Here is a 15,333-nt window from a genome sequence, read left to right on the forward strand (position 1 = left end):
GATCTTCACCCCTCCCCCTCCGCGGGGAGGGGTGACGCTCCGCGTCATCCCAGGGAAGGCGGCCCGCTCCGCGGCCCGCGAGGGCAGGCCAGGTTGCAAACTAGAAAGCAGCTGGTCAGCTGGGGTTCAAACAGACGCAGCGACGCGGGGAGGAGGTGCCTCACCCTGCCGGAATTCCGGCTTTCCCGAATTCGGATTCGACTTTCTAATCCCGCTTCGCGGAATTAGAACCAGGTGGCCGATGTTTATGTGACGGCTTTCCTGCGGCTCTGATCTCTTCGCGATCAGAGCCAATAAGGCGATTCTTGCAACGATTTGAATTGACGTCAACTGGGGCTCTGGAATTTCTTCCATCTTACGCCCCCGTGGGGTTAGCGAATACCCCAATAGTGCCTTTGTGTTGACGTTCTCGTGGAGGAACTCCGTTGGATCTAGGCTCGGGTTAGGAACTGAGCTCCAGTGTCGTCTACCCCTGCGAGGCTGCGGCTGTTGTCCTTGGCCGGCGACCGCGGCGCGGACGCGCGGTCACAGTCGGAGCAGCTTCGGGCGCGGCCCTGTGTGCCTCAGCGGTCGGCGGATGGGATCGGCGTGACACCGCGTTCTGCGTGCGCTGCGCGTGCGTTCCGTTCGAGCACCGGTAGGCATCCTCAAGGGGGGTGGGCAAGCCTGGCTTGCCCACCCGTGCAGGGCTTGCCCACCCCCCTCACAGGCTTGCCCAGTGACCTGGGGAAACAGCCTTCAACCTCACAGACCAATAGTGCGATCCGGGCATCTTGGGCGTTCTGCCTCACAGGTTCGAAGCCCTGTGAGGTTGCACCGGCCGTCCTTTGACCGCCCGTCACCGCTCCTGAACAGCCGCCCCCTGGCCATCCTGCGAACGTGGGCAAGCCAGGCTTGCCCGCCGCGCGAAGGCTTGCCCAGCTGGAGCAGCCAGGCTTGCCCACCCCACCCCAAGGCGTGCAAGAGGGGTTGCCCGCCCCGGCCCGGGGGCTGGCTCGCCTCCCCCGCACCGGCCCCGGAGGGTTGCACCGGAAGGGGGCTGGAGGGTTGCACGTAGAGGTGCACTACGAGTTGCACCGGAGGTGTGACCGGGAGTGGGACCCTCCCTTTTGCGATCTTGAGTATCGTGCCTGGTCAGGCCCGGTGGGCAAGCCCCATCGCCGCGACGACACCTCTTTCTTCGCGGTAGTCGAAGGGAGAGGTATCTCCTGATCGGGGGGCCGGCCGCGCGAGGCGCAGGTTCCCTTCTGCGGTGCAACGCGTCGTGCAACACAGCCCTCAGGCAGCCTCAGCGGTGGAGTTCGTGCAGGTCAGCGCTGCAACGCAGCTCGTGGTGCAGTTGTGTGTTGCAGCGCTCTGTTGCACGGCGCCACTACCACAGCCCCCCTTGACCGCGGTCTGCTGGCCGTGTCCGAGGCTGGTCAAGGGGGTCCGTTTTGGCCCCTTGACCATAGGGTTTGGCCGCTCCAGCTCCGGATGTCGCCTCGCCGTCGCTGGAGCGCACCGCGACGCTGAGCGCCTCGGTGAGAGCCTCCCGGGCGGGCTGCGGGCCCACTCAACTCGGAAGCCGTTAGGGGGCCGTGTGGGGGCTCCTGAGGGCTTCCGGGTCCACCGAGAGGGCGGCCAGGGCGCAGTGGAGGGCGTGGACCCCGTGGCGGCCGAGTGTCCACGGTGCGACGGCCCACCTATCTGGGGCGCTGCCCGTTCGGCATCGCCGAGGCCGGGCTGATGGCGGGGGCCGGGGGCACTTGAGCACAGGTTGGTTGGCCGCAGTCGACTCGGCACGGGTCTGAACTTCGCCCAGGACCCTTGTGGAGAAGTAGTCGGCGTTCTGCTGGCCCCTTGACCTCGTGTCCTGAGCTGCAGGTTCGCTGATCCGGCAGGCGTCGGTGAGGCAAGTTGTGGAGCAAGTTGTGCGGCAAGTTGTGGGGCAATTTGTGGAGCAAGTTGTAGGGCAACTTGTAGGGCAAGGAAAAGGGTGAGGCCCCCGGCTTCACTCCGGGGGCCTCACCCTTCAATGCGTCAGAAATTGAAGTCCATGTAGCGGACGTCTCCGAACTCGATTTCCGTGTACTGGTTGTCTCCTCCGGCTTCCCGGATGTATTCGTTTTGGATGTACTCGCGGACGATGCGCTGGGCTTCTTCTTCGTCGCCGTCTTCGAGTGCCTGCCAGAGGGGCGTGGCGTAGTGGGGCGGGAGGGTTTCGGCGATGTGCCGCATGCGCGGGTCCGGGGTGTGCGTTCCAGAGTGGCTGTTGGAGTAGCCGAACTCGGCCTTGCCGTTGATCTTCACGGGGGCCGTCTTGGCCTGCTGGGCGACCTTCTTCTGGACGTTGGGCTTCCAGACTGCGCGTACCTCGCTCGCCAGCTTCTCCTCGATGTGCTTGGGCGGGTTCTTGCGCTTGCCGTTGACGTAGCGGCGGAAGGAGTCGGGGTGGATGCCGAGGCGGGCGGCGGCGCGCTGGACGGCGCCGGCCTCGCCGCCCTTCTTCTTCTCGTCTCGGAGCAGGGCAGCGGCGCGGCCCTTGGTGGTCTTGGGGATGGCCTGCGCTTCGGTCATTTTGGCGTGGACGGCGCGGCGGAGTCCGTCGAGGAACTTGCCCATGGGGTGTCTCACTCTCCTTCGTCGTTGCGCTCGCCCTCACGGGGGGCGATGTAGCGGGCGGGGTTGACCTTCTCGCTCATCTGGACGTACCAGTCCATGGAGCGGGCTCCTTCGAGCTTGGCCCAGCCCGGGGAGACGCCGAGGCGGAAGGCTCCGGGCACCTGGGTGCCGTCGGCGTTGCGCGGGATGATCTCCAGCGGGGAGGGGCTGTTGGCCGGGTAGATGACGCAGTCGCTGTAGGCGGCGAGCGGGGCCAGGCCGGTGAGCTGCTGGGTCTTGACGATGCGGCGGTGCTGGATGACGCGGGCGGTGGAGATGATGGAGGCCCGGATGTCGGGCCGCCACCAGGGCTTCTCCAGCTCGGGCCAGGGCTGGCCGTCGACGTAGTTGCGGTAGCGGGCGGGGCTGCTGTTGAGGCGGCCGACGCCGGACTTCACGGACTGCTTGATGGCCCGGAGTACAAGGCGCTCGGTCTGGTCGCCTTCGCCGTTCTCGTAGCGCTCCATGGCCTCCAGGAAGGCTTCCGGGGTCATGTCCTCGGTGATGCCCAGGCGGGCCATGGTGGTCTTGTAGGCGGCCGCCAGGCGCTCGTTCCAGGGGTCGAGCCAGCCCGCGCCGAGGGGTTCGCGGAGCCAGCCTTCGAGGGGCTGGGGGTTGAGGCCGAGCTTGCGTGCGTAGTCGACGGTCTGGGTGGTGTACCAGCCGGGGCCGGTGGGGCGCTCGCCGTTGGCCGTGAAGGGGTTGGGCAGGCGGGGGTCGAGGTCGGCGCCGGAGAAGTCGACGCGCCAGGCTCCGGGGGTCTTCGGGTCGAAGGCGGGGCGGTGGTGGTGGACGGGGTCGCTGTCGCCGACCAGGAGTCGGGAGGCGCCGGAGAGGAAGCTGGTGTTGGTGTCGATGCCGACGACGTGGGTGCGGGTGCGCTCGTCCTTTTCGGGGGCACGGTGCCATGACCAGGCTTCTTCGCGCATGACCTGGTCGTCGGGGCGGTCGTTGCCGTAGAGCGCGTGGACGACGGGGTGTTCGGCGCGGGTCTCGCAGGGCGCCGGCTGGCGGGGCTGGGTGAGGGAGCCTTCGACGGGGCCGGAGACGTAGGTCTCGGTGACCTCGCCGGTGGCCTCGTCGATGTTCTCGACCCGTACCGGGCGGGTGGCGGGGCGCAGCTGGAGCATTAGTTCCAGGCCGGAGGTGGCGACGGTGCCGCGAGGGGCGATGACGCGCTGGGCGTAGAGGCCGAGGGTGCGGGCGATCTCGGGGGCGGGCATGTCGTCGGGCAGGGACCACTGGGATTCCTTGCCGAGGGCTCCCCAGGGGGCGATGCCGAGCTGGACGCACATGCGGCGGCCGCCGTCGACGGGCTTGTAGATCCGGGGCCAGGGGCCGAAGCCGCGGCGGGTGAGGGACCAGCCGGCCTTCTCGATGGCCTTGATGACCCGGTGCCCGTCTTCGAGGCGCTGGCCGCGCTCATCTTCGAGTTCGGCGGGCAGGCCGAGCTTCTTGGTGGCGCTGGCAGTGAGGATGACCATGGGGTCGGCGTCGGTGCCCCAGCGGTGGAGGCGGGCCTGGCCCAGTCCGGCGTCCAGGGCCCACTTCACGAGGGTGGGGATGGAGCGAGCGGGGCAGTCGAGGGTGCGGCCGTCGACGAGGTGGGCGACGAGCTCGCCGTCCTCGGTGGCCTCAAGGACGGCGAGCGGCCCGTTGGGGTACGCCTCGGTGGTGGCGGCGAGGGTGAGCTGGGCGCGGGACTTGTGCGCGGGCGCCGTGATGGCGGTGGGACGCGGGGAGGGGGTCTCGGCGGGCGCGGTGGCCTGGGCCGGGATCGACGGCGTCACCGGGCCCGCGGGGGCGGCGGTGGCGAGGTGGGGGAAGACGGTGGCGTTGAGGTGCTGCAGAGCGGGGTCGAGGTAGCCGACGTCGCAGCGCGTGAAGCCGGGGATCTCCATGTGGGCCCAGACGCCGTCGCTGTGGTGAGTGGTGGGGTGGCCGCAGCGCACGCAGGTTCCGCTGGGCACGTCGTCCATCTGCACGGCCATATCGGGTTCCTCCTGTTCGGTCGTGGCGGGGCTTTCCGGTGCGGGGTGGCTGGTGGCGGTCTGCGGGACGGCGTCGGTGAGTTCGCCCTGGACGGGTTCGGCCGGCGGCTGGGTGCCATCGGGGTCGCCGTCGTGGCCGGGCCCCTCGCCGCCCTCCGGGCCCGCGCCGGGGCCACCGTCGTCACCGTCGGGCTTCGGAGGGACGTCGAGGTCCCAGACCTGCTCTGCCTTGAGGAGAAGCAGGCGCGGGTTGGCGTCGCCCACACGGATCTGGTGGACCGCGACGCGGTCCTTCTGCCGGTCGTTGCGGATGGTGAGCCCGGCCTGAAGGAGAGCTTCGGGCAGGGAGCGGGAGCCGATGCCCTGGACGCGCGGGTCGCTGGCGGCCTTGAGGAGCAGGTGGAGTTCGGCGGTCTTCATGCCGACGGCCGGGCCCTTCTCGGGCAGCCAGTAGACGGCGGGGCCCTTGCCCTCCCAGTTGTCGGAGCCGTCGCGCGCCTGGGTGACGCCCTGGACCTGCTCGACCTCGCCGGGGACGGCGGGGCTGATGACGCCCTTTTCGTCGCGGACGTGCGCGCGGCCGCTGGCGAGCGCAGCGCGAACGATCTCTACCACGGCGGCGCTGAGGTCGTCCTGGACGCCGACCTGGTCGTCGTACTTGCGGGCCTGGCGGGCCAGGGACAGCGCGAGGGGGGTCGCGACGGTGGCGATGAGGTCTTCCATGTCCAGGCCGGTGACGGCCGCCAGGAGCCCGTATCCGGACAGCATGGCAGCGGCGGCGCTGATGACGCCGTCCATGGCGCCGGATGCCTTGGGCATCGCCGCTTCCACGTACGGCAGGAAGCACTTGAGGGCCTTGGCTTCGAGGTCGGCCAGGTACTCCTCCACCTTCTCGATGCCGTGGAGGTGGGCGATGATCCGGTCGCCGATGGTGCGCAGCGGCACGGCGAGGGAGGCGTGGCCGCCGTCGCGGTACCAGCGCCAGTCGACCTCTCCGCCTTCCTGGGAGAGGTAGAGGACGACGGTGCGGCGGTAGAGGGAGGGCTGCATGGTGGGCGGCAGCATCTGGGCTGCGACGACCGGGATGGCGCGGGCGTAGTTGCTCGCCCGCGCGGTCATGTCGCGGTTGCGGCGGCCGCGGAGTTCTCCGGCGTTGCCCGCGCCGCGCAGGATCATCTCCAGCTTGGCGTTGGCGTCGCGGAGCTCCATGGCGGAGGAGGCCCGGGTGATGGCGACGTCGTCGATGAGGGAGGGCATGTCGCCCTCGAACTCGATCGCGCACTCCATGTCGGTGATGGTGGCGCTGAATCCCTTGGTGACCACGGGGGGCCACAGCTTGGGGCGGGGGGTGAGGAGCAGGGAGCGGCCGACGTTGCCGGCCTGGGTCTTGCCGGAGTTGGGTTCGGCTTCGGCTACGACGGAGGCGGCGACGGGGCTGAGGGAGAAGCCCATGGAGCGGGCGCCGACGGCCATGCCGAAGGAGGCCACCCATCCGTGCTCGCAGACGGTGGTCATGGCGGCCTTGCACTCGTCGTCGCTGGCCGTGCGGTCCAGCGGGGCGGCGGCTCGGGCCAGGGCCTCCGGGGCGCCGATGAGGCGGACCTGGCGGTCTTCGGGGAACGTGCGGCCGTCGGCGAAGACGTAGGTGCGGCCGACGTCGGGGAGGGTGTGCCAGCCGGTGCGCTTGACGACGGGGGTGCGCGGGAGCTTGCGGCCCTGGGTCTCGACGCAGTTGAAGAGCACTTCGCGGACCGGCTTGGCGCCGGTGCCGACGGCGTCCGGGTACTTGTCCCACGCCTCGCCGGTGCGCAGGTCCGCGGCTTCGACGGTGTTGGTGTCGGCGCCGACGCGGATCGTGAAGTACTTGCCGGTGATCTTGCCGTCGTCGCCGAGGACGACGAGGCGTTCTTCGACCTCCGGGGCCCATTCCAGCTCGATGTCCCAGGTCCGCTTGTCCCCTCGGCCGGTCGCCTTCCACAGGGCGCCCTCGGCGCCGTACTCGGTGGAGTAGCACCAGACGGAGGAGCCCTGGATCAGCTCGCCCGGGGCCCGGGTGGCGGGGCCGGTGGCCTTCTTCTCCTTCTCCGCCTTGCCCTTGGCGGCCGCCGGGTTCTCCTCGCTGTCGGCCTGGGCGTCGGTGGCTGGGGCCCCCTGGCCGGTGGCCGGGCCGATAAGGCCGGTGGAGGCCAGGTCGGCGTGGGGGACGTCTATGGCGTCGGCGGTGGTGTGCCCGGCGGCGAAGTGGTCGGAGGCGTCGGCCTTCGGCGTTTCGACGGCCGGGTAGACGACCCGCAGGTCGATCGTCACGCCAGGCTCGCCGTTGGCGAAGGGCTCGGCGTGCAGGACGCCGGAAGTCAGGAGCTGGTTGGCGACGTATCCGGCGTGGGTGAGTCCGGCCTTGTCGCGGTCGGCCCAGATGACGACGGCGCGGGCGCCGCGCAGCTGCTCGGTGTGGGCGGGCAGCCACTTGTTGCCGTCGCCCTTGTCGGCGCCAAAGGGCGCGGAGACGGCGATCTCCCCGGCGGCCGTGAGGGTGTCGCGGTCGCCTTCGCCCTCGCAGACGTGGATGGTGCGGCCTTCGGCGATGGCTTCGGCCAGGCCCGGGGTGCCGAACAGCGGGACGCCCCCCGAGGGCTTCCCGTTGGGGTAGGCGGTCCGGAAGGTCTTCTCGCGGCAGCCTTCGGTGGTGCAGCGCTTGCGGTGGATACGGGCGATGATCAGCCCGTTCTCGTCGGCGTAGGTGTGGGTGGCCTCGTGCGCGTAGGAGTGCTCGTGGTCGGCCTTGGGCTTCGGCTCGGCGGCCGGTGCCTGGCTGGGCGCGGCGGTGGGGCGGGGCACGGACGTACGGCGACGCGGGAAGGGGGTGGCCGCCGCGCGCTTGGCGGCGAATTCCGGGCTCGGGCCGTCGAACAGGTCGGCCTTGCTGAGGCCGAGGGCCTCGCGGATCGTCTCGACGGTGCACGCCGTGTCGGCGTGGCAGTGCAGCATCATCGCGCCCGCGCGGGAGGATGTCGGCGGCTTCCAGTCACCGGACATGGACGCGTTCGCGTCGTCGTGGGACGGGCAGCGGGCGTCGAGTCCGGAGTCGCCGCGGGCGCGCGGGGCGCAGCCGGCCGTCTCCAGCGCGGTGAAAACGCGCTCGTACGACGAGCGGTCGGAGGCCGCCGGGCGGCCCACGAGAGTGAGCGTCGTCACTGGGCACCACCGCCGGAGATGGACACGGTCGGGGTGACATTCGGGACATTTGACTTGGTGATGTAGTGGATGGCCGAAGCCATGGGTACCCTCTCCAACAGCGGAAGGCGTACCTGCCGACCCACAGACGGCTGATGAAGCCGAGACCCAGGGTTACCAGCCCTGGGGATGTGGACCAGGCAGTGCGCCTGAGATAGCGGTGAAGGCCCGGAAACTTCTTGCCAGGAGACCCGGGCCTTTGTCGTGTTCGGGGTCAGGCTGCCGTTATGGCCCCCGATCCCTCGCCCTTCGTACGGACAATCTCCTCCACAACCTCGCGCAGCGCGTCGCAGGCACGCATCACGGCGTACGGGTCCTCGGCGATCGAGCGCGCCAGCTTCTCCGTGAGCATCCCGGCCGAGAACGCAGCCACGAGCCGCTGCCCGTTCTGCGGCGAGATCCCGCGCTTGATGCCAGCACCCGGAACACCGGCGATGTTCACGATCGTGGAGACGGACGGACGCGAGACGTTCCCCGCCATGCGTGCGATGTCCGTGGAGGTCACGCCCTGCGCTGCCGTCCCAGGAGCGCGCCGCGAGGTCACCCCCTCGGCCGGAAACTTCCGAGGAGTGCGCGGAGTTGCTGGCACCGTGAACCTCCAAACGTCCGAATGAAAATCTACTGACGCTGAAGGTACCGGATTTCACCGACACGCGGGCCACAAGACACCACTCCTTGCAAAATTCGTCACAGCTGTTCTCAGCGGGGTGGGCCCGGCCACCAGGTGGGGTGACCGGGCCTACAGGGCGGGTCAGTTGGGCGTCGGCGCGTCCGAGTGCTGGCGTACGGGCATCACCAGGTAGCGCAGGGCACCCCGGTCGGAGTCGGGGGTGTGGAGGAGGACCGGCCGGTCGGGCCGGGTCAGACTCAGCTGCACGGTGCGGGACTTGAGGGCCCGCAAGCCGCCGAGCAGGTACGTCGGGCTGAGGGCCAGGCGGATCGGCTCACCCTTGACGGAGCGGGCTTCCAGCTCGTCCCGGGTCCGCGCCTCGAAGCGGGATCCGCCCGCGATGACGACAGGAGCGCCGGGCTGGATCGTGAGGCAGACCGGGACGTAGTCGCCCGACACGGCGACGGCGCGGCGCACCACTTCGACCAGTGCCATGCGGTCCAGCACCGCGGTGGTCGCGAAGGACTTCGGGGTGAGCTTGCCGAGGTCCGGGTAGTGGGTGGCCTCCAGCGGCGTGTGGGCGACGGTCATGCCGGGCGTCGACACGGAGAACCGCTGTCCCTCCGCCGTGGGCAGGCCGATGGTCACGGTCTCGGCGTGCCGGACGTCGGCGGCCGTCGCGCGCAGTGCCTTGCCGGGGACGAGGCAGAGCTGGGACGGGGCCCGGCGGGCGGTCCGCTCGATCGGGATGGACCGGAAGGAGGCGCGGTGCCGGTCGGTGGAGGACAGCCGGAGCTCGTGGCCGGCCAGTTCGACGCGGATGCCGCCGAGCATGGGCAGCGTGTCGTCGGTCCCGACGGTCACGGCGACCTGGTTGACGGCCGCCGCGAAGTCCCGGCCGCTGACCGTCCCGACGGTCCTGGGCAGGTCGGGCATCGCGGGGTAGTCGGCGTCCAGGAGCGGGACGCAGACGCTGCTCGCGCCGAAGGCGAAGTTCGCGATGCCGGTGTCGACGGTGATGTCGAGCGGGGCCTTGGGCGGGAGGGTGCGGGCGATGGCGGTGAGCATCCGGCCGGGCAGGACGGCGGTGCCGGCCAGGTGCACGGCCGCCGGGACTGCGGTGCGCACCCCGATCGTCGGGTCGCCGGAGGCGGTGAGGGTCAGCTGCTGTCCGTCGGCGGTCAGCTGGAGCCCGGCCGCGATCGGCTCGGTGGGCCGGGCGGGGACGCGGCGGCCGACCAGGCGCAGGGCGTCGGTCAGGGTCTCGGTGGTGAGGGTGAGCTTCATGCGGCGGTGCTCCTTCCAGAGGACTGCGGACGCGGGGAGGGGGTGGGGTGGAGGTCGATCGGGCCGGGCCCGTACGTGCCGGGCGCGGGCGGGGAGAGGACGGCCTTGAGCTGGCCCCGGTAGAAGAGCCGGCCGTCGTCTCCGAGCTCGAAGGGGACGGGCTCCGGCTCGCCCTTGGGGCGCGGGACCGGCTCGTACACCGGGACGGTGTCGATCCGTTCGCCGTCGATGAGGAGCCCGCGGTGGTCGCAGCGGATGACGTGGCCGTAGCGGTGGACTTCGAGGGCCTGGCGGTTGGCGGTCTTGTCCTCGCGGTCCCAGCGCCACGGGCGCAGGTAGTCGCTCATGCCGCCATCTCCAGCTCGGTGCCGGTGATGGCCTCGGTGAGTGCGGAGACGAGGACTTCGGCGACCGGCGGGGTCACCGCGTTGCCCAGCAGCCGGACCCTGTCGCGCTTGCTGCGGGCGGCGAGCTGGTAGTCGTCGGCGAACGCCATGCCGCGGCCGATCTCGTGCGGCTCGAGCATCCGGTAGAGGACGTCCTGGATGTCGATGTCGGCGAGGGACTGCACCAGCGCCCACCGGTCGCGCGTGGTGAAGGCGCCGACCGGCGCGGTGGCGGGGACGGCGTTGCCGTTGCCGTAGTACGGCACCAGCAGCGTCTGGAGGTCCTCGCCGGAGATGCCGGGCGGGGTGACCAGGCCGTGGTGGTTGCCGCCCGCGGTGACCGCGTGGAGCGGGACCGAAAGGGGCCGGGCCCGCTCGGAGTCCCCTCCCCCGCGTACCGGGGTCACGAAGGGCTCGAAGACGCCCGGCGGCAGCCAGGCCAGTCCTGTCTCGTTGCGGGCCGTCTGCGTGCGCAGCGGGCGGTGCACGGGGCTGGCTTCCTTGCCGTCGCGGCCCTCGGAGGGGATCAGCAGCGGCGGCACCGCGAGCGCGTCGTTCTCGCGCGTCGTACGGGTCGGCATGGGGGCCGACACCGGCGTCGCGGACTCCCGCCAGGTCCCGCCGGAGGGCACCATCACGGGCTGGGCGAAGCGCTCCAGGCCCGCCCTGATCCGGGCGATGGTCTTGGGCTTGAGGCCCTCGGGGGCGTCCGCCGTGCGCGGCCGGCTCCCGATCGGGGTTCCGGGGATCGTCCAGTCGATCGCGGCGAGGGCGGGCAGGACTTCCGGCTCCACGATCTGGTTCCGGCAGCTGGTGGACGGGCACCGGTACACGTACTGCCCGGAGCGGATCCCGTAGCGGCCCATGTCGGCGCCCGGCTTCTTGAACACCTGCATCGCCCGGACGACCCGCTCGCAGCCGGAGCACCAGGCGGCCGGCCGCAGCCACTTGTTCCAGTCAGGGCTCCGGCCGAGGGAGCGGTGCCAGTAGGCGACGTAGAGGCGGTCGCGGGACTGCGGGGCGCGCAGCAGGGTCGGCGCCTGGGCGTGCATGCTGTTCAGCGCGATCGTCTTCGTGGCGTAGCCGAGCTTGTGGAGCTCGCCCAGCCAGCGGTCCCACTCCACCCAGGCCCGGCAGTCGATGACGTTCTCCACGACTCCGGCGAGGACCAGGCCGCCGCGCTCCTGCACCCCGCGCAGGTACATCGGGACCTCTTCCATCAGGGCGCGGGAGCGCTCGTCCGCCGGGTCGCGGGGCTTCTCGAAGCCGGGCAGTTCCTCCTGCGCGGTGTGGAAGTCGCGCTTCTTGCCGCGGGCGTTGGTCCACTTCGGGCACTCCGGGCTGGCCCAGAAGATCTGGGCGGCAGGCCACTTCTCCACCGGGGCCTGGCGGATGTCGCCCTTCCAGTGGTCGGCGTGCGGGAAGTTGAGGGCGTGGGATTCGATCGCCGGGTCCCAGTGGTTGGCGGCCCGGGTGACCCGGACGCCGGGGACCGCGTCGATCCCCTGCGAGCTGCCACCGGCGCCGCAGAACCAGTCCATGGCGTTGATCTCGCCGTCGTGCCGGTAGCTGCTCACAGCCAGACCTCCGGGGCGGTGTCGGTGTCGAAGGTGAAGGTCATGGCGCCGGGGCCCGGCTGGATGCGGCCGTGCTCCTCGAGGAGGTCCAGGTGGCCCTCGGTGCAGATCAGGCGGCCGTCCTCCAGCAGCTCCCACTCGTAGGTGGCGGCGACCTCGCGGGCCTGCTGCTCGGTGTCGAAGTGGGCTTCGCCGCCGTCGGGGTTCTCCAGGACCTGGCCGCACGCGTCGCAGACGGCGGCCAGGCACGTCACGGTCTTGAGAGCCATCACCGCACCGCCTTCGCGGGGCGGCCGAGGGGGCGGACCTTCCAGCCCTTGTCGCGCCAGGTGCGGATCGTGCCCTTGGTGATGCCGAGGTAGAGGCCGACGTCGGTCGGGCCCATGCCCTTCGCGGTCAGCAGTCGCGCGATCTCGATCTCCTCGGGCCGGGTCAGGCCGCAGGGGAGTTCGCCGTTGACGGCGAGCTCGACGGCGATCCAGTCGATGTTGCGCTCGGCGTCGGCGGTGGCGGCGCTGGTGGTGGCGAGGCTGATACGGCCCTGTCCGGTGCCCAGGCGGTGGGCGGTCCTCATCCGTCGGCGGGTCATGCCGCCACCGCCTCGGGCAGGACGACGACGAACTCGTCGCGGCGGGCGGCGAAGTGGACGTGCGCGCCGTTACCGCTGGCGGCGGCGAGCTGGTCGGCCTCGGTCAGCGCGCGGGGGTTTCCCGCGGGAAACGTCTCGACCCGGCGGCAGGGGCGGCCGTCGCAGTCGGCGCACCAGGAGTCGGTGGGCGGGCACGCGGCGGTGCCGCTTGCGTCCCGGGCGATCGGTGTGGTCATCTCGGTCTATCCCTTCGGGGTGTGTGCGGGGCGCGTCCACTTGCTTGCTGGCGATGGGGACGCGCCCCGTCCCTGTGTCTGGGTGCTGGTGGTCAGAGGGCCTGCGGGCAGTACGGGCAGTCGCAGTGGTGTCCGGCGAAGACGGCGCGTTCGCGCTCGTGCTCGGCGGCGGGGTCTGCGGCCAGGCGCGGCCAGCGGCCGGAGTTCCGCTCGGCCTGGACGACGGTGCGGACCTGGTCGACGGCGCCGCTGACGACGCCGAGGCGGAAGGCGATCAGGGACGGGTGTTCCTTGATGTGGCCGCGTACCAGGACGTCGGCGAGGTCCACGACCATCCCGTGCGCGGCGATCTGCACGGCGTCGAGGGTGTTGTTCACGTCGCTCACGAGTCGCTGCCTTTCGGTGGGCCGCCGGGACCGGGTGGTCCCGGCGGAAACGCGAGTCGAACACGCGGAGCCTGTGGACGCGGGAAGCGGATTTCGACTCCCGCCGCAGGTCAGCTGTGGATAACTCCGAGGGCCAGGGCGCGCAGTTCGGCGTGGGCGAGGTAGTCGATGGCCACGCGGCGGCCCTTGTCGCCGGGCAGGCGCAGGACGCCGGTCCCGCGTCCGGCACTGGTGAGGGCGGGGTCAACACCCAGGCGGGACAGGAGCTGACGGCTGGGGCGGCCCATGACGACGGTGGCCATCTTGTTCAGGACGTCCTGGTCGCCGAGGCCGAACCAGCGGAGCGCGGAGAGATCGGCGTCGACGGCAAGGCGGCAGCCGACGCTGCCGCCGATCAGCACGATGGCCCGGAGCAGGCGCACAGCGGCGTCGAGCCTGGCCTGGTCTCCCCCGTTGATGCGGGCCAGGATCTGCGGGAGTTCTTCGACGACCAGGAGCCTCTGCGGACCCGTTTCCCCGGAGGTGTGCCGGCGCATCATCTCGGCGTGGAAGAGGCTGATCTCTTCCACCATCGTGTGCGGGGAGCTGCTGAGGCTGAGGCCCGGCAGGCCGTCCAGGACCTCGAAGCTGGTCCGCTTGGGGTCGATGACGGTGACGGTGGCGCCGTCGGCGAGGGCATGCGCGGCGACACTGCGCAGGAGGGAGGAGACGCCGCCTCCGGTCCATCCGGCGGCCAGCAGGTGCGGGTGCTGGTCGAGGTCGAGGGTGACGGCCTCGCCGGTGTCGAGGTCGGTGCCCAGGGCCAGGTGGTGGTGGTTGTGCGCCTGGGGGATGCGGTTCGTGGTCATCGGGGTGCCCTTCTGGCAGACGTGGTCGTGGATGTGGCGGTTCAGTGGTGGAGGGCGCCGAGGGCGAGGCTGCGGGCCTGCTCGGCGGTGATGTGCATGAGGTCGAGCTGGCGGCCCTGGGCGGCGGCCGGGGTGCGCCAGATCGCGGCACCTGCGCGGGGGCGCTCCAGGAGCGGGTCGATGCCCAGCAGGCGGGCCAGGTCGTGGTCGGCGGGGCCGATCACGAGGGTGGCGGTGGCCGACCGGAGCAGGTCGGCGTCCAGCTGCTGCATGACGGTCGCGGCGTCGATGTCGGTGACGAGGTGGACGCCCGCGGCTCGTCCGGTCAGGAGGATCCGCCTGAGGTCGGTCAGCGCCCACAGCAGGTCGTGGTCCTCTTCGTCCCTGGCGTTGTGCCACAGGGCCGCGAGGCCGTCGACGGCCAGGACCCGCCGTCCGGAGGTCAGGGCGGGGTCCGTCGCGGCGGCACGGAGGCGGTCCTCCATGTCTCCGACGTAGGAGCGGATGACGTCGCGGACCTCGGCCGGCTCGTAGGCGACGTCGAGGCCGGGGATGTCGGTGAACTCCTCGTACTCGGCGGTCCAGCCGTCGATGACGGTGGCGGTGCCGCCGGTTGCGACGGTGTGCGCGGCGATCAGCCGGATCAGGGACGTGGTGCCGTACCCGGCCCCGGCCGCGATCGTCAGGTGCGGGGTCGTGTCCCAGTCCAGGAGGACCGGGGCGCCGGTGGCCGGGTCGGTGCCGAGGGGCACCAGGTGGGCCTGGGCCGGGTCGGGAGTGAAGGCGGTGGTCATGGTTCCTCGTCTCGGTCGGTCAGTGAGCGGTCATGGTCTGTGGGAAAGCGGACAGGTCAGTCGCCGGCCGATTCGGCGATCACGGCGGCGCGTTCCAGGAGCTCGAGGACGGCGCCGACGGTGAGCTGGCCGATGTTGTTGGCGACGGCGATGTCGTGGCGGCGGCGTACGTCGGCCGGGTCCATGCCGCAGGCGCGGGCCTCGGCGTCGAGCCGGGCGAGGTACGCGTCGGAGGGCCGGGCGTAGGAGGCCGGTTCGGTCATCGCGGCGCGGATGTGGACGTGGGAGCGCAGCGCGGTGTCGGCCTCGGCGGCCACGGCCTGGAGCGCGCCGAGGATGCAGTGCCGGCCGCTGGCGTCGGTGAGTTCGCCACGGCACCATCCGGCGGTGGCCAGGACGGCTGCGGCGCGGCGGATGTGGACGCTGGCCAGGTGGGCGGGGCGCAGGTGTCGGCGGGTGAGCCGCTCCAGCAGGGTGGGGCGGGCATTGTTCTGGGCGGCGGCGGTCGCGCGCTCGTTGCGCTCGACCTCCGCGAGCCCGGCCGCGACGAGCGCGGCGATGTCGATCCCGGTCCCCCGCCCGGGGACGGCAACCGGCGACGCGGGGAGGGGGTTGGCGGGGGTGATCTGGGCCAGCCATGCCTCGACCTCGTCGGCGAGGTGCCGGGTGCTGGTCTCGATCTCGGCGAGGGAAGCGGTCATGATGGTGATCTCCGGTTCTCTGTTGGGGTGCCGGGGGCCCGGGACGGTCGA

At 71.3% G+C, this 15,333-nt stretch carries 13 protein-coding genes; all 13 read right to left on the reverse strand.

Annotated features, from left to right (window positions below; translation table 11 throughout):
• Nucleotides 1-2,022: 2,022 nt before the first annotated feature.
• Nucleotides 2,023-2,604: a hypothetical protein gene (locus E6R62_RS31045; RefSeq protein WP_136216808.1), complete on the reverse strand. Its 582-nt coding sequence runs from the start codon at nt 2,602-2,604 to the stop codon at nt 2,023-2,025.
• 8 nt (nt 2,605-2,612) lie between these two features.
• Nucleotides 2,613-7,829, reverse strand: a complete 5,217-nt coding sequence (locus tag E6R62_RS41930; protein WP_136216809.1) for a hypothetical protein — start codon at nt 7,827-7,829, stop codon at nt 2,613-2,615.
• Nucleotides 7,830-8,082: 253 nt separating this feature from the next.
• Complete coding sequence (locus tag E6R62_RS31055; RefSeq protein ID WP_136216810.1) at nt 8,083-8,373, reverse strand: hypothetical protein; 291 nt, start codon at nt 8,371-8,373, stop codon at nt 8,083-8,085.
• Between the two features lie 246 nt (nt 8,374-8,619).
• Nucleotides 8,620-9,765 carry a DNA polymerase III subunit beta gene (dnaN, locus tag E6R62_RS31060; RefSeq protein ID WP_136216811.1) on the reverse strand — a complete coding sequence of 382 codons (1,146 nt, stop codon included), beginning with the start codon at nt 9,763-9,765 and terminating at the stop codon, nt 8,620-8,622.
• Nucleotides 9,762-10,112 (reverse strand): hypothetical protein, encoded by a 351-nt coding sequence (locus E6R62_RS31065; RefSeq protein ID WP_136216812.1) that lies wholly within the window; start codon nt 10,110-10,112, stop codon nt 9,762-9,764. Before E6R62_RS31065 ends, dnaN begins: the two co-directional genes overlap by 4 nt.
• Complete coding sequence (locus tag E6R62_RS31070) at nt 10,109-11,728, reverse strand: DNA cytosine methyltransferase (protein WP_240802014.1); 1,620 nt, start codon at nt 11,726-11,728, stop codon at nt 10,109-10,111. The genes E6R62_RS31065 and E6R62_RS31070 overlap by 4 nt, the downstream gene beginning before the upstream one ends.
• A complete protein-coding gene (locus E6R62_RS31075; RefSeq protein ID WP_136216813.1) occupies nt 11,725-11,997 on the reverse strand; it encodes a hypothetical protein in 273 nt (90 codons plus the stop codon). The genes E6R62_RS31070 and E6R62_RS31075 overlap by 4 nt, the downstream gene beginning before the upstream one ends.
• Entirely contained in the window at nt 11,997-12,317 is a 321-nt protein-coding gene (locus E6R62_RS31080; protein ID WP_136216814.1) for a hypothetical protein, read from the reverse strand. Before E6R62_RS31080 ends, E6R62_RS31075 begins: the two co-directional genes overlap by 1 nt.
• A complete protein-coding gene (locus E6R62_RS31085) occupies nt 12,314-12,553 on the reverse strand; it encodes a hypothetical protein (protein ID WP_136216815.1) in 240 nt (79 codons plus the stop codon). Before E6R62_RS31085 ends, E6R62_RS31080 begins: the two co-directional genes overlap by 4 nt.
• 92 nt (nt 12,554-12,645) lie before the next feature.
• Nucleotides 12,646-12,939: a hypothetical protein gene (locus tag E6R62_RS31090; protein ID WP_136216816.1), complete on the reverse strand. Its 294-nt coding sequence runs from the start codon at nt 12,937-12,939 to the stop codon at nt 12,646-12,648.
• Between the two features lie 110 nt (nt 12,940-13,049).
• Entirely contained in the window at nt 13,050-13,787 is a 738-nt protein-coding gene (locus E6R62_RS31095; protein ID WP_136216817.1) for an FtsK/SpoIIIE domain-containing protein, read from the reverse strand.
• Between the two features lie 41 nt (nt 13,788-13,828).
• Nucleotides 13,829-14,581 (reverse strand): hypothetical protein, encoded by a 753-nt coding sequence (locus E6R62_RS31100; RefSeq protein WP_136216818.1) that lies wholly within the window; start codon nt 14,579-14,581, stop codon nt 13,829-13,831.
• A gap of 56 nt (nt 14,582-14,637) precedes the next feature.
• On the reverse strand, nt 14,638-15,282 hold the full coding sequence (locus E6R62_RS31105) for a hypothetical protein (RefSeq protein WP_136216819.1): 645 nt from the start codon (nt 15,280-15,282) through the stop codon (nt 14,638-14,640).
• Nucleotides 15,283-15,333 lie beyond the last annotated feature (51 nt).

This window comes from Streptomyces sp. A1136 (assembly GCF_004795055.1).
In the GTDB taxonomy this organism is placed as follows: Bacteria; Actinomycetota; Actinomycetes; order Streptomycetales; family Streptomycetaceae; genus Streptomyces.